This is a genomic window from Streptomyces chilikensis, from assembly GCF_001642695.1.
In the GTDB taxonomy this organism is placed as follows: Bacteria; Actinomycetota; Actinomycetes; order Streptomycetales; family Streptomycetaceae; genus Streptomyces; species Streptomyces chilikensis.
Genome location: NZ_LWCC02000142.1, coordinates 102,720 through 123,338, shown reverse-complemented (window position 1 = coordinate 123,338; position 20,619 = coordinate 102,720). Strand labels below are relative to the sequence as shown.

Below are 20,619 nucleotides of genomic sequence, written 5' to 3'. Positions count from 1 at the left end.
GAGCTTCACGGACTTCACCCACAGGCCACCTCGCGTCGGTGACCAGGCCCCCGCGGAGGCCCGCCCCGGCCTTGCGCAAGATGACGCAAAATCTTTCAGGCTTCTCAGCCCCGCAAGCCCCTGCACAAGCAGCGCAACGTGGTCGAACGCTGCTTCAACCCTTTGAAGCAATGCGGATGACGGACGGCCGCTGTCCGGACGGCACCCGCACGGAGGTCCCGGCCCGCTGCCGGTGGAACGGGCCGGCGCGGCGCCGCCCAGACCCCCGCGGGGGGCGCCGCTTCCAGGTTCCGCGGTCCCGCCCGCACATTACTTGCCTACCGGGAAAGTCAGGAGTAACTTTCCCACCAGGAAAGTTGATCAGCGGCGGAACACGTATGGGAAGGCGGTGGCCGTGAGCACACCGGTCGATGCCGAACAGGCATGGAGGGACCTGCAGCGCATCCGGGTGCCGCAGGAACGGGTCTACGACGAGGTCGAGCGATCGGCCTCCGGCAGCCCCCGCACGACCTACGCGACGGCCGCGGCCATGTGGGTCTTCCTGGTCTGCATGGGGCTGGAACCGCCCACGTGGGGTGTCTGGCTGGCCCTGGCCGGGTACCTCGTGGTGCTCGGATCCATGGCCCGGGCCCACAGCCGCAGGAGCCGGGTGCGGCTGCACCACTCCCGCTGCGACCGGCGGATGCTCACGGCCTTCGTCGCGGGCGCGGTGATGACCGGCGGGACGGTCGTGCTGTCCGGCCGGCTGGTCGAGCCGCTGGAGCCGATGACGGGCGCACTGGTTCAGGCGACGGTCTCGGCGGCCGTCTTCGTGCTGTTCGCCGGGCCGGTGAGCCGGTGGTCGACCGGCTCGTTGCGCGGCCGCGGCGGACTGCGGACGCACGAGGGGGCGGGCCGGTGAGCACTCCCAACGGCTTCGACGAGCTGATCCACCCCTCGACCCGGCTGTCCGTGGTCGCGCTGCTCGCCGCCACCGAATGGGCGGACTTCGCGTTCGTCCGCGACAGCCTCTCGCTCAGCGACTCCGCGCTCTCCAAGCAGCTCCACACCCTGGAGGAGGCCGGATACCTCGAGCTCCACAAGGAGGGCGGCGGCCGCAAACGGCGCACGAGGGTACGGCTGACGGACCGCGGCCGCGCCGCCTTCGAAGGACACGTCGCGGCGCTCCGGGCGATCGTCGAGGGCGCCGCCCCACCGGCGGCCACCGCCCCGGCGGGCCCGCGGCTCCCCACGGAGGCCGCACGATGACACCACCGCGCACGCCCGCCGACGTCGTCGTCGAGGCCCGCGACGTGACGATGGCCTACGGCGACGCCGACGTCCTGCGCGGCGTCGACCTGGACATCCACCGCGGTGAGGTCTTCGCCCTGCTCGGACCCAACGGCGCCGGGAAGACGACCACCGTCGAGATCCTGGAGGGCTTCCGCCGGCGGTCCGGCGGTGAGGTCCGCGTCCTCGGAGCCGACCCGGAGCGGGGCGACGACGCCTGGCGCGGCCGGATCGGACTGGTCCTCCAGTCCTGGCGGGACCACCCCCGCTGGCGGGTCGCGGAGCTGCTCGGGCACTTCGCGACCTACTACCCCGACCCGCGCGACCCGGCCGAACTGCTGGCGCTGGTCGGTCTCACCGGTCAGGCGGACCGGCAGGTGAACCGGCTCTCCGGCGGCCAGCGCCGGCGGCTGGACGTCGCCCTCGGCATCGTCGGCCGCCCCGAACTGCTCTTCCTGGACGAGCCGACCACCGGCTTCGACCCCGAGGCGCGGCACGAGTTCCACCTCCTGGTCGAACGGCTGGCCCGCGACGAGGGCGTCACCGTGCTGCTCACCACCCACGACCTGGCGGAGGCCGAACGGCTCGCCGACCGGATCGCCATGCTGGTCGGCGGCCGGATCCGCGCCTGCGGCACCCCGGCGGAACTGGCCCGGCGGGCCGCCGCCCAGGCCGAGGTCCGCTGGACGGCCGACGACGGGACGCCCCGCCGGGAGCGCTCCGAGGACCCCTCCCGGCTGGTCTGGGAACTCCACCGGGACGCGGACGGGCCGATCCCCGGCCTGGAGGTGCGCCGCCCGACCCTGGAGGACACGTACCTGCACATGGTGCACCGGGCGGCCGACGACACGGACGGGACCGAGGACGCGAAGGAACGGGCCGCATGAGGGGAACACACATGAAGGGCTGCCTGCGCGCCGGACTCCAGCGCGGCGGCATCGAACTGCGTCAGCTCCTGCGCAATCCCAAAGAGCTGTCGGGCCACCTGAGCAACGTGGCCGTCGCGCTGGCCGTCGCGGCCTTCGTCGGTGACGACGTGCCCGGCACCCGGACCCCGATGGCCCACCTCGTACTGGCCGGGTTCGCCGCCTACCTGCTGTTCCAGGTCGGGCTGGTCACCCTCCCGCAGATCCTCGTGACCGAGCGGGAGGAGGGCGCCCTGCTGCGGCTGCGCGCCACGCCCGGCGGCATACCGGCCTACCTGATCGCCAAGTGCCTGCTGGTGGTCGGCACGGCCGTCGGCACCCTGGCACTGCTCCTGCTGGCGGCGGCCGTCCTGGTGGACGGACCGCTGCCGCACGGGCCGGGCGGCTGGCTGACGCTGCTGTGGGTCACCGCGCTCGGACTGCTCGCCGTCGTGCCGCTGGGCGCGGCCATCGGCGCCGTGCTGCCCAACCCGCGCGAGGCACTGGCGCTGATCATGCTGCCGGTGATGGGGCTGCTGGTCACGTCCGGGACGGTGTTCCCGCTCACCTCGCTGCCGGTACCCGTCCAGCAGGTGGCCTCCGTCTTCCCGCTCAAGTGGATGGCGCAGGGCCTGCGTTCGGCCCTGCTGCCGGACTCGGCGCGGGCCGCCGAGGCGGCCGGCTCCTGGGAACTCCCCCTGGTGGCCGCGGTCCTGACCGCCTGGGCCGTCCTCGGCTTCCTCCTCGCCGTTCCCCTCCTGCGCCGCGCCGCCCGCCGCGAGTCCGGCTCCCGCCTGACCGCGCGCCACCGCAAGGCGGCACAGAGCGGGGCCGCGCCCTCGTAGGACGGTCACGGGCCGGCCGGGGTCGGACGGGCCCGGCCGGCGCGGACGGCCGGCGCGGACGGCCGCGCCGCCGCCACGGCCGGTGAGGGGAAAAGAACTGGAGGCGGTGCGGGCGCGGATGAGAGCGTGGCCCCATGAGTACGATCGATGACGTCATCGCCCTGGCCGCCACCCACGGCCCGCGCCTTTCCGCGCAGGACGCCACCGTGAACGAGGCGGGCCTGGACTACCGCGTCGTCATGGCCTCCGACACGGCCGGCCGGAGGTGGGTGCTGCGCATACCGCGCCGCGCCGACGTCTCCGAGGGCATGGCCGCCGAGACGCGCGTTCTCGACCTGGTCGCTCCCGTCCTGGCCGAGGACGGTGTCGCGGTCCCCGACTGGCAGATCCGCTCCCCGGAGCTGATCGCCTACCCGGCCCTGCCCGGCGCCCCGGGTCTGACCCTGACCGACGCCGGGAAGCCCGACTGGCACATGGACCCCGCCAGCCCGGACTACGCCGAGCGCCTGGGGCGCCTGCTGGCCCGTCTGCACTCCATCACCCCGGAACAGGCCGAGGCCGCGGGCGTCGAGGTCCGCACCCCGGCCCAGGTGCGCCAGGCGTGGCGGGACGACATCGCCCGCGTGAGCGAGGCCTTCACCGTCCTCCCCGCCCTGTCCGATGCCTGGCAGGCCTGGCTCGACGACGACACCTGCTGGCCCGAGCGGACCGTGATGACCCACGGCGAGATCTATCCCGCGCACGTGCTGCTCGACGAGGAGGGCGCGATCACCGGGATCCTGGACTGGACCACCGCCCGCGTGGACGACCCCGCCCGTGACCTGTCCTTTCAGTACGGCGCCGCGGGCGAGGAGATGCTGCAGGCCACCCTCACCGCGTACGAGCAGGCGGGCGGGCACGTCCACCCCGGCCTGGCGGCCCAGGCCAAGCACCTGTGGGACGCCTCCCCGATCGGGTACGCCCTGTACGCGCTGACCACCGGCGCCGAGACCGACCTGGCCACCGCGGCGGCGATGCTGAACCCCGAGGACTAGGCCGTTTCGTTTAGATCATCTGATCTTTGGTCTGGGTGTGCAGTTGACTGACGCGCAATGGGTGCGCATCGAGTTGTCACTGCCGGACCGTACGCCGAAACGGGATGGCCGGCGGGGTCACCGCCAGGTGATCCACAACCGCCTGAAGCAGTGGCGCGGCAGTGCCACCCGTCATGAGAAAGACGGCCATCGTCCACTTGGCCGCGCTCCACATCGCGGGCGCCTTCCTCCGGTCCACATGGACGGCTGCCCTTGTCGCTCGCCAGGCTTGGTCCGAGCGTGTCGCCCACGGGTGGCGACCGGGGCGTGAAGCAGAAGACAGGCTCTCACGAGGCCGCCCACGCCTCCAGGGCCGACTCGGCTCGTCGGCGACAGCGGCACATGGTGCCGCATTTCATCGGCGCGGCCCTCACGGTGCGAGGACGACCTTCTCGCAGCGGTCCTTCTTGTTCTTGAACAGGTCGTAGCCGGTCGGTCCCTCGGTCAAGGGCAGCCGGTGGGTGATGACCCGGGTGGGGTCGATCTTGCCCTGTCCGATCAGACCCAGCAGCGGTTTCATGTACTTCTGCACGTGGCACTGCCCGGTGCGCAGGGTCAGGGACCTGTTCATCCAGGCACCCGCCGGGAACTTGTCGATCAACCCGCCGTAGACGCCGATGACCGACACCACGCCGCCGCTCCGGCAGGACAGGATGGCCTGGCGCAGGGCGTGCGGCCGGTCGGTCTCGGAGCGGACCGCCTGCTTGGCGCGGTCGTAGAGGTGAACGTGGGAGGCGCCGTGTGTGGCTTCCAGCCCGACCGCGTCGATGCACTTGTCGGGTCCTCGGCCGCCGGTGAGTTCCAGCAGTGCGGACCGTACGTCGTTGTCTTCGAAGTCGATGGTGGTGTAGCCCTGGGCGGCGGCCATGTCGAGCCGGTAGTTCTCCTTGTCGATCGCGATGACCTTTTCCGCGCCCAGGACGCGGGCGCTGTCCATGGCGAACTGGCCGACCGGACCGGCGCCCCAGACTGCGACGACATCACCTTCTTGGATGTCGCACATGTCGGCGCCCATGTACCCGGTCGGCAGGACGTCGGACAGGAACAGCACCTGCTCGTCGCTGAGGTCCGACTCGATCTTGAGGGCGTTGGCGTCGGCGAGCACCACCCGGGCGTACTCGGCCTGGCCGCCGGCAAAGCCGCCGGTGAGGTGGGAGTAGCCGTAGATGCCGGCGGTGGGGTGACCGAAGAGCTTCTCCGACAGGCCGGCGTTGGGGTTGGTGTTCTCGCAGCACGAGTACAGCTCCGCGCGGCAGGACGCGCAAGCGCCGCAGGCGATGGGGAAGGGCACCACGACCCGGTCGCCGACGCGTAGGTCGCCGTCACTGATGCCGGGGCCGACCTCGACGACCTCTCCCATGAACTCGTGTCCCAGGATGTCGCCCTTTTCCATGGTGGGGACGTAGCCGTCGACCAGATGCAGGTCGGAGCCGCAGATCGCCGTCGCGGTGATCTTCACGATGACGTCGCGGCTGTTCAGGATCGACGGGTCGGGAACGTCCTGCACCTCGACCGAGTTGCGTCCCGTCCAGCAGTTCGCCTTCATGCCAGGGCCTCCTTCAGTTCGTCCTCGGTCAGCGGCCGGGCCGGGTGCTGCGGGAACTCCCTCCGGGCCCGCTTGCCGCCGGGTGCGCCCTCGGAGCGGACGACCTCACCGGTCTCCGCGATCTGCTTGAAGCGGCGCAGGTCGTCGTCCAGCTGCTGGTGCGGTTCCTCGCCGAAGTAGCGCGCCGCGGCCCTGCCCAGCGCCCCGCCGGGCAGTTCGTAGCGCAGGGTCACCTTGATCTCCGTGCCCCGGCCGCCGGGGGCAGGCGCGAAGCGGACCTCGCCGGAGTTGTCGATGTCGGCGCCGTCCACCGACCGCCAGGCGAGCAACTGGCCGGGGACGTCCTGGGTGGTCTCGGCGTCCCATTCGACCTCCTTGCCGAACGGCGCGCCGGCCCGCCAGTGACTGGTGCGCGGGCCGGTGACGCGCACCTCGTCCAGGTGCGCCATGAAGTCCGGCAGCCGCTCCAGGTCCTTCCAGAGGGCGTAGACCTCGTCCGGGGGCTGGGTGACGGTGGTGGCCGCGGTCAGTTCCATGGGGGTGCTCCTACGGGTGCGGGTCACGGCCGCGTAGACATCCGTGGCGGTGATGGCGGTGACCGCGGCGGTCGCCACGACGGTGCGGCCGAGGCCGCGACCGTCGTGGTTCCTCAGGGCTCGGGTCAGCATCGCCAGATCCATGAGGTCGCCACCGACTCGGCCCCAGAGCCAGGCGGGATGCGGCCGCCCCAGCAGACCGGTCGCCGCTGCCAGCTCACGCACACCGACGGCGGTCGTGGCCGAGCGGTGCCGGGAAGTGTCGTCCACGCCCAAGGTCCGGGCGAAGCCCGCCGGGGCGACGACCTGGGGCACGCCGAGGAGCGCGCTGGTCCAGCCGAGGCCGCGTACGAGCGGATCCTGCCGGAGGCGGGAGGTGGAGCGGATGTCCGTCTTCATGAGTGCTCCCCGCGTGCGGTGGGATGAACGGAAGGAAGGCGTTGGGTCACTCGAGTGAGAAGGTGAAGCCCGCACGTGTCGGGCGATGCCGGAGTTCCGCCCGGCCCGCATGCAAGCCCCGGCCCTCGCCACCCGAACGGGCGCGGCTGTCCGGTACCGCGGCGTCGTGACGCGCGCCGTGGATTCGACGGACGGTATTTCCGGCGGATCCCTGACTTCAGGAGCGGGTGCGGACCCCCGCCTGTCGAGCACGCGTCCTCGAGCCGGCTGAGGGAGGCGTCCGCCCTTCGTCCACCGGGCCGGAGACCGAGCGATGGCCGCCGGCTCGGATCGAGCGGACCGGACGCCGCAGCACGCGGTCGGTCCGGTCCGGGGATGCGGGCGGGACGGCGGCCTCAGGAGTCTTTACTGCTTGTGGCCGTTGCCGTGTCCGTCGGGATGCAGGACCACCTTGGTCCAGCCTTCGTCACGGGTGTCGAAGTGCTCGTAGGCGGTGGGAGCCTCGTCCAGGCTGAGTTCGTGGGAGACGATGAAGCTCGGCTTCGCCTTCTCGCCGGCGATCAGGTCCCGCAGCGCCCGGTTGTACTTCTTCACCGGCGCCTGCCCGGTGCCCATGCGCTGGCCCTTGAACCACATCATGCCGAAGTCGATCGGGACCTTGCCCTGCGCCTCCAGCTCCCCCTGGGCCTCCGCGCCACCGGGGTCCTGGGGCAGGAACACGCCCACCACGCCGATGTCGCCGGTGAACCTGACCGAGTCGATCAGTCCGTTGAGTGTGAGGCTGGCGTCCTCGTGTCCCTCGGAGTCGTGTGCTTGGTAGCCGACGCACTCGCAGCCGTTGTCGGCGCCCAGACCGAGGGTGGCCTCCTTGACGACCTCTGCCGGGTCCTGCTCGGCGGTGTTGATGGGAATGGCCCCGATCTCCTCCGCCTTGCGCAGCCGGTCGGGCTGGTGGTCGGCCGTCCAGACGCGGCCGGCGCCCTTGAGGAGGGCGGAGTAGGTCGCCATCAGTCCGACGGGGCCGGCCCCGAAGACGATGGTCTGGTCGCCCGGCTTGACGTGGGCCATCTCGGTGGCGTGATAGCCGGTGGGGAAGATGTCGGCGAGCATCACGTAGTCGGTCTGCCGCTCGGCGGCGTCCTCGCCCAGACGCAGCGCGTTGAAGTCGCCGTAGGGCACACGCAGCAGTTCCGCCTGGCCGCCCTGGTAGGGGCCCATCTCGGCGAACCCGTAGGCGGCTCCCGCGAGGGCTGGATCCGGCTGCATGGTCAGGCAGTAGTTGGTCAGACCTTGCTCGCACTGCTTGCAGAAGCCGCAGGCGATGTTGAAGGGCAGAACCACGTACTCGCCGACCTGGACCTTGCGGACGGCCGAGCCGACCTCCACGACTTGGCCCATGTTCTCGTGCCCCAGGGTGCGGCCGGACTCGAATGAGGTACGGCCCTCGTACATGTGCAGGTCCGAACCGCAGATGTTGGTAGTGGTGATCTTGACGATGATGTCGCAGGGATGCTCGATCTTCGCGTCCGGTACGTCCTTCACCGTGACCGTTCGCGGACCTTCATATACCGCTGCCTTCATGATGACTTCCCCTGCTGCCGCACCATGACCACGGCACGGCGGTGATGAGACCGCGCACAGAGCAACTGACTCCCGATGCTGGTGCGACGGGGGCCGTGGCTCCGGCACGCCTCTGTGGGCCGTTCACCCGGATCAGATGGAACGGTGAGCCGTCAGCCCGCCAGGCGGAACTCCGGCGCTCCGGCGGCGTGCCATTCGGGTCCCCGTCGGCCTTTGGTACGAAACGGCTATTTACCCGTCGATCAGCGGATTCATCGCATCCCGCCTGCCGACTCGGGCCACCAGCTAGTCCTGGTCTTTCTCGAGCATGCGGCGGCGTTCCTGTTCGCGCTTGGAATAGGCGGCTGCCCGGACCGCCTTGTCGCTCTCCAAGCCCGATCCCGAGTTCTCGGCGGTTGCACGCCTGGTCAGCCCGGTCGGGGAGGGTGCAGCGAATTCCGCGCCGCACCAAGTCCGTCAACGCCGAGTACTCGATCCAGGCATGTCCGCTTCCGCCAGATCGCGACACGAACCGGCACGACAAGCTGAGCACGGCGCACCGGTGCGCGCGACGTCGTCCACCGTGCGCACCCGGTGTGCCCGCCCGTGGGGCGCGCACTCCCAGCCCGCTCACCGGCCCTCCGCCCGTGGAAAAGGGACCCCGTCCGCGCCGGTCGCCCCGCTCCCGTCACATGCCGCGGTGGCGGCGTAAACGCGTTGCGCCGGCCGTGGGCGGACCGGGAGGATCGTGAGCATGCCACCCTTGAAGATCGAGGTCCGGCCGTACGCCGACGACGACTGGGACGCGATCGCGCGCATCCACGACGCCGCGCGCCTTGACGAGTTGCGCCACTCCGTCGGCCTCGATGCGTTCTTGACGCTCGCGCAGACCGCTGAGCCGGAGGGGCTGTTCGACGGCCGGCTGTGGGTGGCGGAGGCCGACGGGGAAGTGGCCGGTTTCGTCGCGCTCGACGACGACGAGGTCACCTGGCTGTACGTCGACCCTCAGCGCTACCGGCAGGGGATCGGCAGGACACTGCTGCGCCACGCCGTTGCCGCCGCCGGCCCCAGGGTCGAGGTCACGGTGCTCGACGGCAACCCGGCCGCCGAGGCGCTCTACGCCGGCGAGGGATTCATCGTCACGGAGACCCGGACCGGCCCACTGGTCGGCAACGAGGCGTTCACCGCCACCGGTCACATCATGCACCGCGGCACCGCGACGGCACCCGTCGGCGCCACTGACTGAGGGAAGTCTTCGCACGGTCCGGCCCTGCCGGGGCCGCCGGCGCGGTGTGGCGCGGGCTCGGACGGGATCAGCTGCGGACACCGCGCGAGACCTTGGACGAACCCGACGGCGAAGCAGGATCGGACGCCACCCCGTCCTGCAGCAGTCCGCCCCGGCCTCGTCGCTGATGACGGAAGGCCGAGGAATGAGCACGGGTGACAAACCGTGTGCCCCACCGGGGTCAATCAGGCCAGGTTCTACCGATAACGACGAGGACCTGCCCGGCACTGGGGAAATCCCTAGACTTTCGGCATGGCCAAGACCCAGTTGAACGCTCAGGTTCCCCAGGAGCTCGCGGCCGAGGTCAGGGCCGCCGCCGCCCGCGCCGGCATGGGCCTCAGCGACTACATCACCGAAGTCCTCGCCGCCGACCTCGCGGCCGCCTCGGGCAGCCGGGAACTCCGCGAGGCCCGCGCCCGCATGCACGCCGTGGCGGCCTACCGCCGCTGGAACACGGCCGGCCGCTCCGAGAAGGGCGCACTGACGATGGCCGAGGTCTTCGGCGAGTGATCCCCGCGCGCCTCTGCCGCAGCGTGGACTGAGCTGCTTCCTTTGGATCAGCGAGTGGTGATCCCTCGCCTCACTTGAGGCGGTTGACGCACCGCTCGACGATGTCGCGCTGCTTGTAAGCCTCACGGTCGAAGGCAGGCGGACGCCCGCCCCGACTGCCGCGCCGCAGCCGGTGCACGTTCTGGCCGGCCCGTGATGCCGCACGCGAGATCGCACAGCTGAGCTGACGGTCAGGTGATGGCGGGGCTTCGGCGTTCGAGAAGGACGACGTCGCGCCAGACGCCGTGATGGCGCCCGATCCGCTCCCGCGTGCCGATGACCCGGAACCCGGCGCGCTCATGAACGGCGAGGCTGGCGGTGTTCTCGGGGAAGATCCCGGACTGGATCGTCCAGATCCCTGCCTGCTCGGTGGAGTCGATCAGCGCCTTGAGCAGGGTGGAGGCGATGCCGCGCCCGCGCGCGGCGGGGTGGACGTAGACGGAGTGCTCGACCACACCTGCGTACGCGCACCGGTCGGAGATGCGGCTCGCCGCAACCCACCCCAGCACCGTCCCCCTCTCGTCGACGGCGGAGAAGCGGTGCTCGGGCAGCTTCGCCGCATCGAACGCCTCCCACGCAGGGGCGGTGGTCTCGAAGGTGGCGTTCCCTTCGTCGATCCCCGCCCGGTAGATCGCCAGCACCTGCTCGGCGTGCTCCGCCGCCAGTGGCACGACCGCCGCGCTCAGCGCCCCGCCCACCGCTTCCCCCTCTGTCCGTCCGGTCATCGGGCCGCGGCCGGCATGGCCAGCAGCTTGCCCATCGCGGCGAGCACCGACGGCTCGATCCGGTAGTAGACCCAGGTGCCGCGCCGCTCGGAGGTGAGCAACCCGGCCTCCTTCAGTTTCTTCAGGTGGTGGGAGACGGTGGGCTGGGAGACGCCGACGTCGGAGATGTCGCACACGCACGCCTCCCCGCCCTCGTGGGAGGCAACGGCGGAGAACAGCCGCAGCCGCACCGGGTCACCGAGCGCCTTGAACATCCGCGCCGCGGTCTCGGCCTCTGCGGCGGTCATCGGGCGTTCGGTCAGCGGCGGGCAGCACGGTGCCGCACCCTGACCGTCGGCGGGTTCGAGCAGCGGCAACACCTTCGCATTCGACATGCGTCTATGTTGACACACGTCGAACCACTGTGGGGAGGCTCATCATCGGTGGGCGAGGTGGGCGAGGTGGGCGGTCAGGCGCCGGGCGATCCGCTCCGCGTCCCGGCCCACCCCGCGCAGCGAGTTCGACGAGAGGCTGCGCTGCCACTCCAGCCCGACGAACGCCAGCCCCGGCACGCCGGCGGCCAGGCCCTCGCGGTGCCGGGGGCTCCCGTCGGCGTCCAGGGCACCGTCCAGGGACGCGAGATAGGGCAGGTCGGGCCGGTAACCGGTGGCGAGCACGATCGCGTCGACCTCCTCCCGCTGCCCGTCCGGCCAGATGAGCTTGTTCCCGTCGGCGCCGGTGAACAGCGGTCGCCGGTCGGGCCGCCCGGCAGCCAGGGCGGCGCGGTAGCGGCCGTCGTCGAGGACCGGCTGCGCCGGCGGGCTCGGCAGAAGCCGGCCGAGGGGTGCGATGTCCAGGCCGGTGCGGGCCGTCCAGAAGTGCAGGTCGCGGCCGAGGATTCGCTGGGCTGCGAACTTCACCGGCCCGCGGGTGGCGAGCGTGACGCGGGCGGTTTCGGCGAGCTCGGCGGCGATCTGCACCGCGGAGTTCCCGGCCCCGACCACCACCAGCCGGCCGCCGGCGAAGGGGGCCGGGCTGCGGTAGTCAGCGGCGTGCAGCACCTGCCCGGTGAACTCCGCCGGCCCCGGCAGCAGCGCCGGCCGGTGCGGTCGGCCGAAGGTGCCGGAAGCCGCGACGACAGCCCGCGCCCTGAGCCGGCCGCCGCCTTCGAGGGCCACTTCGAATACGGGCCCGTCGCGTCGCACGGAGGTGACGCGCTCGCCTGTGCGGATGTCGGCGTCCAGGCGGTCGGCGTAGGCGGTGAGATAGGCGACGACCTCATCGCGATGCGGATATCGGTCACGGTCCGCGCCGGGGAACGGCATCCCGGGCAGGGAGCTGTACCGGGCGGGCGAGAACAGCGTGAGGCTGTCGTAGTAGCGCGGCCACGATCCGGCCGTACGGCCGGACGCCTCCAGCACCACCGGCCGCAGCCCGCGGCGCAGCAGCGCGTGGGCGGTGGCGAGTCCGGACTGGCCGCCACCGATGACGGCGACGTCGATGTGCTCCATGAGCGATCCCCTGGTTTCGACGCATGTCTATGTTGACGCCCATCAATACAGGTGCCATGCTGGGCCGCGCAAGCCATCGACAGATGTCGAACCACAAGGAGTCGTCGTGAACGCGCCCGCCACCGCCGAGCTGCCCGTCGTCGTGATCGGAGCCGGACCCGCCGGCCTGGCCGCCGCCGCCCACCTGATCGACCAGGGCATCGAGCCCCTGGTCCTGGAAGCCGGGCCCACCGCCGGCGCCGCGGTCCGCGAGTGGTCGCACGTGCGGCTGTTCTCCACCTGGGGCGAGGTCGTCGATCCGGCCGCCGAGAAGCTCCTGGCCCCCACCGGCTGGACACGGCCCGACCCGGCCACCTACCCCTCCGGCGGCGACTGGGCCGAGCAGTACCTCCAGCCGCTCGCCGACGTCCTCGGCGAGCGGGTCCGCACCGGCGCCACCGTCACCGGCGTCTCGCGGGCCGGCCGGGACCGGATCGTCGACGCCGACCGCGAGCAGCAGCCGTTCGTCGTGCACGTCGCCCACATCGGCGGCCGTGAGGAACGTGTCTTCGCCCGCGCCGTCATCGACGCCTCCGGCACCTGGGCCACTCCGTCTCCGGCCGGCGGCAGTGGTCTGCCGGCGCTCGGTGAGAAGGCCGCCGCGGACCGGATCACCTACCGCGTCCCGGACCTGAAGGACCCGGCCGTCCGCGCCCGGTACGCGGGCAGGCGCACCGCTGTGATCGGCTCGGGCGCCTCCGCCTTCACCGCCCTGGCCTACCTGGCCGACCTCGCCACGTCCGACGACGGTGCGGGGACGAAGGGCGTGTGGATCCTGCGCCGGGGCATCTCCGGCTCCACCTTCGGCGGCGGCGAAGCCGACCAGCTCCCGGCCCGCGGCGCCCTGGGCCTGGCGGCCAAGGCCGCCGTCGACGACGGCCACGCGGACGCGGTCACCGGCTTCCGCACCGAGACGATCGAGCGCGACACCGACGGCCGCCTGATCCTGGCCGGGGAGGACGGCCGCCGCCTGGACCCGGTCGACGAGGTCATCGTCCTGACCGGCTTCCGCCCCGACCTGTCCTTCCTCGACGAACTGCGCCTCGGCCTCGACGAGCGCCTCCAGGCACCCGTCGAACTGGCTCCGCTGATCGACCCCAACCAGCACTCCTGCGGCACCGTCTACCCGCACGGCCACCGCGAGCTCTCCCACCCCGAACCGGGGGTGTACCTGGTCGGCATGAAGTCCTACGGCCGCGCCCCGACCTTCCTCGCCATGACCGGCTACGAGCAGGTCCGCTCCGTCGCCGCCGCGATCGCCGGCGACCTCGACGCGGCCGACCGCGTGGAACTCACTCTGCCCGAGACCGGAGTCTGCGGCGGCGCCGGCCTGTTCGACGCCCCCGACGCCGCTGAGGGCGACGGCGGCTGCTGCGCGCCCGCGCCGCAGCTCGTCCAGCTCGGAGCCCCCGCCGCGGCCGGGGCGGCTGCCGAGGAGGCCCCGGCGGGCGGCTGCTGCGGCTCGTGACCAGCCCGGGCTCATCAACTCGCGGGGCCGCGACCGGAACGGGGGACCGGTCACGGCCCCGCGCCGCCCCACCCGCCCTCTGCCCCACGCAGATCGTGAGCTGGGGCATCGTCCACCATGCCTTCCCCGTCCTCAACCCCCGGACCACCGCCGCCACCGGCCGGCCGGCCGGGGCGGCCACCGCGGCGTTCTCCCTCGCTCTCGTCATCTCCGCACTCGCCGGAATCCGCGTCGGACGCATCCTCGACCAGCGCGGCCCCCGCGCCGTCATGACCACGGGCGACGGCGGGGCGCCCCTCACGGGGTTCCTCCTCCGCGTCAACGGTGGAAGGGCGCGCTTCCGCCACTGAGGCCAGGTCGTGTCCTCGGAACTGCCGGCCACCCGGGAGACCCGGCCGGCAGTTGCCCCTGTGGGCGAGGTCAGGAGGCCCGGTGGTCATGGCCTGCTCCGGCCGGATGCGGGGCGAACGGGCCGTCCAGGGCGGCCCACTGCAGGAGCAGGACGGTCTTGCCGTCGGCGATGCGGCCGTCGCGGGTCATGGCGAGGGCTTCGGTGAAGGGCGGTTCGAGCACCTCGATGTCCTCGCCGTCCTCCTCGAGGCCGCCGCCGGTGCCGGTTCGGTCGGCGGGGGTGTAGGGGGCGGCGAAGAAGTGGAGGCGTTCGGTGACGGAGCCGGGGCTCATGTACGCGTCGAGGACGCGGGCGGCGTGGCACCAGCGGTGCTGACCGCGGCGTCCGAGCGCTGAGCGGCCGGGGTCGCAGCGGTCAGGGCTGAAGCGGTGCCCGCGGGGAGCACGCGGGCGGGCCGGGGGGCCGCGGGGCATGAGTTCGGGGACGGGCTGCCGTCGACCTTCGGGGTTCGCAATCCTCGTCGCTGGGGCCTGGCGGCAACTGTGGCAGGACCTTTCCAGGTGCGGGAAGTTCCTGGAAGGCGCGAACCGTAGCGATGGGGTGGTGAAGGGCCTTCGACCCAACCGGTCCGGAGCCTGTGCGTGGGGTGGTGCCCACGCTGTGGAAGGGGTCCCCGCACACTGAGCGGGGTCTCGGGGTGTGCCTCGGGAAGCGGCTGGGCAGTGACAGCGTGTTCATGATCGACGAGGGAGAAACGTTGAGTGTCTGTGTGATCGGCGCGGGGCTGTCGGGGCTGGCTGTGGCGCATGCCTTGAAGGCCCGGGGGGTCGGGTTCGTGTGCGTGGAGAAGGCGCCCGACGTCGGCGGGATCTGGCGTCAGCCTCAGGCCGGTGAACGCGGGCCCGGGTATCTGGCGCTCCACCTCAACAGCACCAGACGGCTGACCGAGTTCAGCGACTTCCCGATGCCGGCGTCCTACCCTCTGTATCCACGCCACAGCGACATGGCCGCCTATCTGCGGTCGTTCGCGGAGTGGGCCGGGGTGCTGGACGACGTGGAGTTGCGGACCGAGGTGGTTTCCGTGGAGCAGGACCCGGATCTCGGCTGGACGGTGGTGAGCCGTGACGCGGACGGCGTCTTGGTCACCCGGAGGTTCGACCATGTGATCGTCGCCTCCGGGCATCACTCGCAGCCGGTGCTGCCGGATCCGCTGCCGCCGGGGGCGGAGGACTTTCGGGGGAGGATCCTCCACTCGATGGACTACCGCACGGGTGCCGAGTTCGTCGGCCGGAACGTCGTGGTGGTGGGGCTGGGCGCGTCGGCGGTGGACATCGCGGCGGACCTCTCCCGGCACGCGTCGCGGACCCTGCTCTCGGTGCGCAGGGGACTGCACGTGATCCCCAAGCAGCTCTTCGGGCTGCCGGTGGACGAGATAGCCGACGCGCCGTGGTTCTCGGCGATGCCCTTCGCCGAGCAGCGGCAGTTCGTGGAGACGGCGTTGCGGGTGGCGAGAGGGAGGATGTCGGACTACGGACTCCCGGAACCCGATCATCGCGTCTTCTCCTCGGCGGTGACGATCTCGGACGAGATACTCAGCCGGATCCGGCACGGGATGGTCGTCCCCCGGCCTGCGATCACGTCCTTCGACGGGGACCGGGTGGTGTTCGCCGACGGCACCGCGGAGGAGGCGGACGCGGTGGTCTACTGCACCGGGTACCGGATGCACTTCCCGTTCCTGCCTGAGGGGTGCCCTCGAGGCCCGCGGGGAGCGGTCGAGCTCTACCGGCGGGTGGTCTCGCCGGACCGGCCCGGCCTCCACTTCGTCGGGCTGATCCGGCCGGTGGGCTCCATCACCCGCCTGGTGGAGGCCCAGTCCCGCTGGCTGGCGGAGGTGGTGTCGGGGAATGCCGCGCTGCCGTCCCAGGAGGGCATGCGGGAGGAGATCGCCGCTTACCTGACCGACATCGACGGACGTTACGGACTGTCGGAGGGGTCCTCGGTCCAAGTGGACGTCGGCTCCTACCTCCGCGACCTGGACGGCCTCCTCCGGTCGCCGGAGGCAGGTGAACACCTGCCGGCCCGCTGACCGCTGGCCGGCCACGGCCGCGCGGCGACCGGTGCGCCGGCGCGGCTCCGCGCCGGGGAGCCGTGGGGGCGGGAGCAGCCGCAACGTTCCTGCTGACAGACACCCACCCCGAATGCGGTCACGCTGTGTACCCAACTAATCTGGCACGTAAAGATTTTGACGGATTGTTTGCAAAATCGTGCTGTTAAGATCACCGCGTTTGCGGGGCAGATGCAGGTACGCGACACGGCTTCTCCGACCCCAGGCACGGCTCCTCACACGGCCGGTCCGCCGCCATGCCCTCACGCGGGCCAGGCCGGTTCCGGCCCGCGTCCACAGGACTCCGCAGGCAGGTCATCAGCCCTCCTCCCCCGAAGAGAGTCCTATGACGGAATCCATACAGAGCCCCTGGTTCTGGGCTTTTCTCGTCGTGCTCGCCATCGTTCTGGCGGCGGTCGCCGTGATCCGCGGGCAGCGCGGTCGTCTGGCGGTGCTGCATGAGGAGACGCGCAGGCTCGAGGCCCGGAACGCAGAGCTCGAGGACGACCACGCGAAGTCGCTGCGGGAAGCCCGCGAGCAGGCCGAGGAGGACACCAAGACCGTCCTGAAGTCCGCCATGCGGACCCTGCAGGGCCTGGCCGCGGAGCAGCAGCTGGTGCTGTCCCGGCTGCAGACCAAGCACGGGGACTCGCCGATCTTCGAGGACCTCCTCGAGGCCGACCACACCAACGCCCAGTTCGGCCGCCGCGCCCTGTCCATCGCGGTCCTGTGCGACGGCTGGCTGGGGGGCCGGCGCGATCCTGCCTCGGTGTACGACGTGGTGCGCAGCGCGCAGGGACGGATCCGGCACTTCCGCCGGGTGGAGATCCTTTCCCAGGTCGACTACCGCGTGGTCGGCCGTGCGGTCGAACCGGTCGCCCTGGCCCTGTCCGAGCTGCTCGCCAACGCGACCAGTTACTCCAGCCCGGACACCGTGGTCGAGATCAACATCAGGTCCGTTCCGAAGGGCGTCTGCATCGTCGTCGACGACGCCGGTGTCGGCATGAGCGACGAGGAACGCGCCCGCGCCGAGAAGCTGCTGTCCACCGAGCGGGCCACCGGTGTGGCCGGACTCGGCAATCCGCCCCAGTTCGGCTTCGCCGTGATCGGAGTGCTGGCCGAGAAGTTCGGCTTCGAGGTGGCGGTCGACTCGTCCTCCCCGTACGGAGGTGTCCGCGCGGTGATCCTGCTGCCGCACGACCTGCTCACCAGCATGCCGGAGAGGAAGATGCCAGCCCGGCCGGTCGCCCCCGCGGCGACCCAGCCCGCCCCGGCGGCCGACACCCGGCCGCCGTCCACGGCCGTCCCGGCCGCGGAGCTCGGCGGGCCGGAGCCCGCGGCCGATCCCGTCGTGGGTGCCCACGGCCTGCCCCAGCGACGCCGGAAGCGGCCGATGACGATCGTCCGGGACGACAGCGCCACCGCACCACGGGCACCGGAGCGCTCGGACACCGAGAAGGCGGCGATCATGGGCGCCTTCCAGCGCGGAACCCAGTCCGGCCGAGCGACCCAGCCCTCCCCCGGGGGGAACACGAGCGGCACACGCACGACGAGCAGTGAAGGGCACGAGGAATCGTGAACGACAACCTGTCATGGATGCTGGACAGCGCCCTGGAGATTCCCGGGGCCCTGCACGCCGTCCTGATCTCCGCCGACGGCCTGCTGATGGCCCGGACGAAGGAATTCCAGCGGGACGACGCGGACCGGGTGGCCGCCGCCATGAGCGGCATGCAGTCCCTGAGCCGTTCCCTGGGCTTCTTCTGCGACGAACCGGACCAACTGTGGCGGCAGACGGTGGTCGAGTTCAGCGGCGGATGGGTGTTCCTGATCTCCGCGGGTGAGGGCGCCTACCTGGGGGTCTCGGCGCTGCCGGACGTCGACATGCAGGACATCACCTTCCGCATGCAGCAACTGGTCGGCCGGCTCGGCAAGGAACTGACCTCGCCGGCCCGCCAGGACATCGGCAGCAGCTCATGACCGACCACGACCGCCAAGAGGCGGAAACTCCGGATCTGGTCCGGTCCTACGTCATCACCAAGGGGCGGGCCTTACCGCAAGAGGGCCGGTTCTCCCTGGTCACCCTGGTCACGGCGGCCCCCGATCAGGGGCAGCAGGTGGCACGCCTGTCTCCCGAGGAGCGCGGCCTCCTCGAGATCTGCTCGGCCGGCTACCTGTCCGTCGCGGAACTCGCCGGCCACACCCGGCTGCCGCTGGGCGTGGTGCGCATCCTGCTGGTCTCCCTCAAGGAAGGTGGCCACGTGATCACCCGTCCGCCGGTGCGGCGGGCCGAAGCCGCCGACAGGGAACTCATCGAGGAGGTGCTCAGTGGCCTTCGCGCCAAGTTTGGATGACACGGCGTACATCCGGGACGGGGCGACCCAGACCCCCGTCAAGATCCTGGTCGTCGGTCACTTCGCGGTCGGCAAGACCACGTTCATCGGCACCATCTCGGAGATCGAGCCGCTGTCCACCGAAGAGACGATGACCCAGGTCTCCGCCTCGGTCGACGACCTCAAGGGCGTCCGGGGCAAATCCACCACCACGGTGGCCATGGACTTCGGTCGGCTCACCCTCAGCGACCGGGTGGTGCTGTACCTCTTCGGCACGCCCGGGCAGCAGCGCTTCGTACAACTGTGGGAGGACATGGCCCGAGGCGCGCTCGGCGCCCTGATCCTCGTCGACCCCGAGCGTCTGGCGGACTCCTTCCCGGTGATCGATCTGATCGAGCACTACGGCCTCGACTACGCCATCGCCGTCAACCGCTTCGACGGCACGCCGGAGCACGAGGTGGAGGCCCTGAGACAAGCTCTGGACCTGCTGGACGACACCCCGGTCGTCACCTGCGACGCACGCGACGAGAAGTCGTCGGCCGATGCGTTGATCACCCTCGTCCAGCACCTGCTGGACCGCAAGATCAGGAATTGACATGACCATCCACGACACCGGCATTCCGACGCCCCCGCCGGGCTGCCCCGCCCACGGTTCGGGAGCGCCGGTCCCGTTGTACGGTCCGGAGTTCGCGTCCGACCCGGACGCGTACTACGCCTACCTGCGGCACCTCGGTGCCGCCGCGCCGGTGGAGCTCGCCCCGGGCGTGAGGGCCACCCTGGTCACCGACCACACCTCGGCCCGGCAACTCCTCCAGGACTCCGTCACCTTCCGGAAGGACGCCCGCCGCTGGCGGGAGTTCAACGAGGGTCACATCCCCCCGGACAGCCCGGTCGCACCGGTGCTGGCGTACCGTCCCAACTGCATGTTCAGCGACGGCTCGGAGCACCTGCGGCTGCGGCAGACGATCACGGAGAGCCTGTCCCAGGTGAAGCCGCGCCGGCTGCGGCAGACCACGGAGAAGGTGTCCGACTACCTGATCGCCCAGTTCGGCTCCCGCGGCTCGGCCGACCTGCTCGCCGACTACGCCAAGGCGTTGCCCTTGTTCGTGTTCAACGAGCTGTTCGGCTGCCCCCCTGACATCGGCGATCGGATCCTCTTCGGCGCCACCGGCATGTTCGACGGTGTCAACGCGGAGCGGGCGGTCGAGGTGCTGTTCGGCGCGGTGGGCGAACTGGTGGCGCTCAAGCGGTCCCGGCCAGGGGACGACGTCACTTCCTGGCTGATGCGGCACGAGGCGGCGCTCACCGACGAGGAGATGGTCCACCAGCTCGCCCTGCTCCTCGTCGCGGGCAACGAACCACTGCGCAACCTGATCGGCAACACCCTCCACCGGATCCTCACCCACGAGGGGTACGCGCAGAAGGGCGGCCTGATCGACGAGGCGCTCGAGGACACCCTGTGGGAGAACCCTCCCATGCAGAACCTGGCAGCCCACTACCCCGCCCATGACGTCGAGTTCGCCGGCCGGAAGCTGCGCGAGGGTGACCTCATATTGGTCAGCTTCGCCGCCGCCAACGGCAGCCCGGCGCTGGAGTCCGCGCGCCGGGGCAGCGGCAGCCGGGCCCACCTGGCGTGGAGCGCAGGTCCGCACGCCTGCCCGTCCAAGGATCCCGCCCGGCAGATCGCGATGGCCGCCATCGAGAACCTGCTCAACCACCTCCCCGACGTCGAACTCGCGGTCCCCGAGGACAGCCTGGTGTGGCGGCCGGGCCCGTTCAACCGTGGCCTGACCTCACTGCCGGCCCGGTTCACACCGCTCAAGGTGGCCCGTCCGACCGACGAGCAGGGCCTCGGCGGGCGGACATCCTCCGAACAGCGGCCGACTGCGGCGGAGCGTGCTCCGGAGCGGCGGGGCGGTGTGTGGAGCCAGTTCCTCAACTGGCTCTCCAAGTGACGGACCCTGCACGAAAATGATCACTTCACTGCATGCTCCTGTTGTCCCTCGGGTAGGCAGCTCGCGAAGACAACGCGCGTAGCTGAGGAGATGTCGTGAAGCAGAGATCGGTCGTCGCCGATCCCATATCGTCGGCCTTCGTGCCGCGACCGCGGATACCCGCCTCCCGGGGCGGGTATCTTTTTGCCC

Annotated in this window: 20 protein-coding genes and 3 pseudogenes; 15 read left to right on the top strand and 8 right to left on the bottom strand. The window is 71.3% G+C overall.

Features of this window, described 5'->3' with window-relative positions:
• The first annotated feature begins 394 nt into the window (after window positions 1–394).
• The 5 genes from A2U95_RS28000 (at window position 395) to A2U95_RS27980 (ending at window position 4,053) form a co-directional block, all read left to right on the top strand.
• Window positions 395–901, top strand: a complete 507-nt coding sequence (locus A2U95_RS28000) for a hypothetical protein (protein ID WP_240958254.1) — start codon at window positions 395–397, stop codon at window positions 899–901.
• On the top strand, window positions 898–1,248 hold the full coding sequence (locus A2U95_RS27995) for a transcriptional regulator (protein ID WP_166028091.1): 351 nt from the start codon (window positions 898–900) through the stop codon (window positions 1,246–1,248). Before A2U95_RS28000 ends, A2U95_RS27995 begins: the two co-directional genes overlap by 4 nt.
• Window positions 1,245–2,156: an ABC transporter ATP-binding protein gene (locus A2U95_RS27990; RefSeq protein ID WP_166028089.1), complete on the top strand. Its 912-nt coding sequence runs from the start codon at window positions 1,245–1,247 to the stop codon at window positions 2,154–2,156. The genes A2U95_RS27995 and A2U95_RS27990 overlap by 4 nt, the downstream gene beginning before the upstream one ends.
• An 11-nt stretch (window positions 2,157–2,167) precedes the next feature.
• A complete protein-coding gene (locus A2U95_RS27985) occupies window positions 2,168–3,019 on the top strand; it encodes an ABC transporter permease (protein ID WP_420857071.1) in 852 nt (283 codons plus the stop codon).
• Window positions 3,020–3,153: 134 nt separating this feature from the next.
• Window positions 3,154–4,053: a macrolide 2'-phosphotransferase gene (locus tag A2U95_RS27980; protein WP_166028085.1), complete on the top strand. Its 900-nt coding sequence runs from the start codon at window positions 3,154–3,156 to the stop codon at window positions 4,051–4,053.
• Window positions 4,054–4,462: 409 nt separating this feature from the next.
• Here the strand turns inward: A2U95_RS27980 and A2U95_RS27975 are convergent, their stop codons facing one another.
• The 3 genes from A2U95_RS27975 to A2U95_RS27965 form a co-directional block, all read right to left on the bottom strand.
• On the bottom strand, window positions 4,463–5,638 hold the full coding sequence (locus A2U95_RS27975) for a zinc-dependent alcohol dehydrogenase (protein ID WP_166028083.1): 1,176 nt from the start codon (window positions 5,636–5,638) through the stop codon (window positions 4,463–4,465).
• Window positions 5,635–6,573, bottom strand: coding sequence for an SRPBCC family protein (locus A2U95_RS27970; protein WP_166028081.1), 939 nt, complete (start codon window positions 6,571–6,573; stop codon window positions 5,635–5,637). The genes A2U95_RS27975 and A2U95_RS27970 overlap by 4 nt, the downstream gene beginning before the upstream one ends.
• A 405-nt stretch (window positions 6,574–6,978) precedes the next feature.
• Window positions 6,979–8,154 carry a glutathione-independent formaldehyde dehydrogenase gene (locus tag A2U95_RS27965; protein ID WP_166028079.1) on the bottom strand — a complete coding sequence of 392 codons (1,176 nt, stop codon included), beginning with the start codon at window positions 8,152–8,154 and terminating at the stop codon, window positions 6,979–6,981.
• A 733-nt stretch (window positions 8,155–8,887) separates the two neighbouring features.
• On the opposite strand from A2U95_RS27965, the gene A2U95_RS27960 reads away from it, so the two are divergent.
• Both A2U95_RS27960 and A2U95_RS27955 read left to right on the top strand, forming a co-directional pair.
• Window positions 8,888–9,379, top strand: a complete 492-nt coding sequence (locus tag A2U95_RS27960) for a GNAT family N-acetyltransferase (RefSeq protein ID WP_166028077.1) — start codon at window positions 8,888–8,890, stop codon at window positions 9,377–9,379.
• 291 nt (window positions 9,380–9,670) lie between these two features.
• Entirely contained in the window at window positions 9,671–9,928 is a 258-nt protein-coding gene (locus A2U95_RS27955; protein ID WP_166028076.1) for a hypothetical protein, read from the top strand.
• A gap of 73 nt (window positions 9,929–10,001) precedes the next feature.
• Here the strand turns inward: A2U95_RS27955 and A2U95_RS32205 are convergent.
• The 4 genes and pseudogenes from A2U95_RS32205 to A2U95_RS27940 form a co-directional block, all read right to left on the bottom strand.
• Window positions 10,002–10,100, bottom strand: a pseudogene (locus tag A2U95_RS32205) (IS5/IS1182 family transposase); the annotation flags it as partial.
• Between the two features lie 58 nt (window positions 10,101–10,158).
• Window positions 10,159–10,692 (bottom strand): GNAT family N-acetyltransferase, encoded by a 534-nt coding sequence (locus A2U95_RS27950; protein ID WP_166028074.1) that lies wholly within the window; start codon window positions 10,690–10,692, stop codon window positions 10,159–10,161.
• Window positions 10,689–11,066: an ArsR/SmtB family transcription factor gene (locus tag A2U95_RS27945; protein WP_166028072.1), complete on the bottom strand. Its 378-nt coding sequence runs from the start codon at window positions 11,064–11,066 to the stop codon at window positions 10,689–10,691. Before A2U95_RS27945 ends, A2U95_RS27950 begins: the two co-directional genes overlap by 4 nt.
• Window positions 11,067–11,108: 42 nt before the next feature.
• Window positions 11,109–12,182: a flavin-containing monooxygenase gene (locus A2U95_RS27940; RefSeq protein ID WP_166028070.1), complete on the bottom strand. Its 1,074-nt coding sequence runs from the start codon at window positions 12,180–12,182 to the stop codon at window positions 11,109–11,111.
• A 106-nt stretch (window positions 12,183–12,288) separates the two neighbouring features.
• On the opposite strand from A2U95_RS27940, the gene A2U95_RS27935 reads away from it, so the two are divergent.
• Both A2U95_RS27935 and A2U95_RS27930 read left to right on the top strand, forming a co-directional pair.
• Window positions 12,289–13,689, top strand: coding sequence for an NAD(P)-binding domain-containing protein (locus tag A2U95_RS27935; RefSeq protein ID WP_166028068.1), 1,401 nt, complete (start codon window positions 12,289–12,291; stop codon window positions 13,687–13,689).
• Window positions 13,686–13,970 (top strand): annotated as a pseudogene (locus tag A2U95_RS27930) (MFS transporter); the annotation flags it as partial. The gene A2U95_RS27935 and the pseudogene A2U95_RS27930, both read left to right, overlap by 4 nt.
• Window positions 13,971–14,109: 139 nt before the next feature.
• On the opposite strand, the pseudogene A2U95_RS27925 reads toward A2U95_RS27930, so the two are convergent.
• A pseudogene (locus tag A2U95_RS27925) lies at window positions 14,110–14,388 on the bottom strand (NUDIX hydrolase); the annotation flags it as partial.
• 410 nt (window positions 14,389–14,798) lie between these two features.
• On the opposite strand from A2U95_RS27925, the gene A2U95_RS27920 reads away from it, so the two are divergent.
• The 6 genes from A2U95_RS27920 (at window position 14,799) to A2U95_RS27895 (ending at window position 20,430) form a co-directional block, all read left to right on the top strand.
• Window positions 14,799–16,127, top strand: coding sequence for a flavin-containing monooxygenase (locus A2U95_RS27920; protein ID WP_166028065.1), 1,329 nt, complete (start codon window positions 14,799–14,801; stop codon window positions 16,125–16,127).
• 364 nt (window positions 16,128–16,491) lie between these two features.
• Window positions 16,492–17,724 (top strand): sensor histidine kinase, encoded by a 1,233-nt coding sequence (locus A2U95_RS27915; protein ID WP_166028063.1) that lies wholly within the window; start codon window positions 16,492–16,494, stop codon window positions 17,722–17,724.
• Window positions 17,721–18,122, top strand: coding sequence for a roadblock/LC7 domain-containing protein (locus tag A2U95_RS27910; RefSeq protein ID WP_166028061.1), 402 nt, complete (start codon window positions 17,721–17,723; stop codon window positions 18,120–18,122). The genes A2U95_RS27915 and A2U95_RS27910 overlap by 4 nt, the downstream gene beginning before the upstream one ends.
• Window positions 18,119–18,496, top strand: coding sequence for a DUF742 domain-containing protein (locus A2U95_RS27905; protein ID WP_166028059.1), 378 nt, complete (start codon window positions 18,119–18,121; stop codon window positions 18,494–18,496). The genes A2U95_RS27910 and A2U95_RS27905 overlap by 4 nt, the downstream gene beginning before the upstream one ends.
• Entirely contained in the window at window positions 18,471–19,070 is a 600-nt protein-coding gene (locus A2U95_RS27900; RefSeq protein WP_166028057.1) for a GTP-binding protein, read from the top strand. The genes A2U95_RS27905 and A2U95_RS27900 overlap by 26 nt, the downstream gene beginning before the upstream one ends.
• 1 nt (window position 19,071) lies before the next feature.
• A complete protein-coding gene (locus tag A2U95_RS27895; RefSeq protein WP_166028055.1) occupies window positions 19,072–20,430 on the top strand; it encodes a cytochrome P450 in 1,359 nt (452 codons plus the stop codon).
• Window positions 20,431–20,619: the final 189 nt, after the last annotated feature.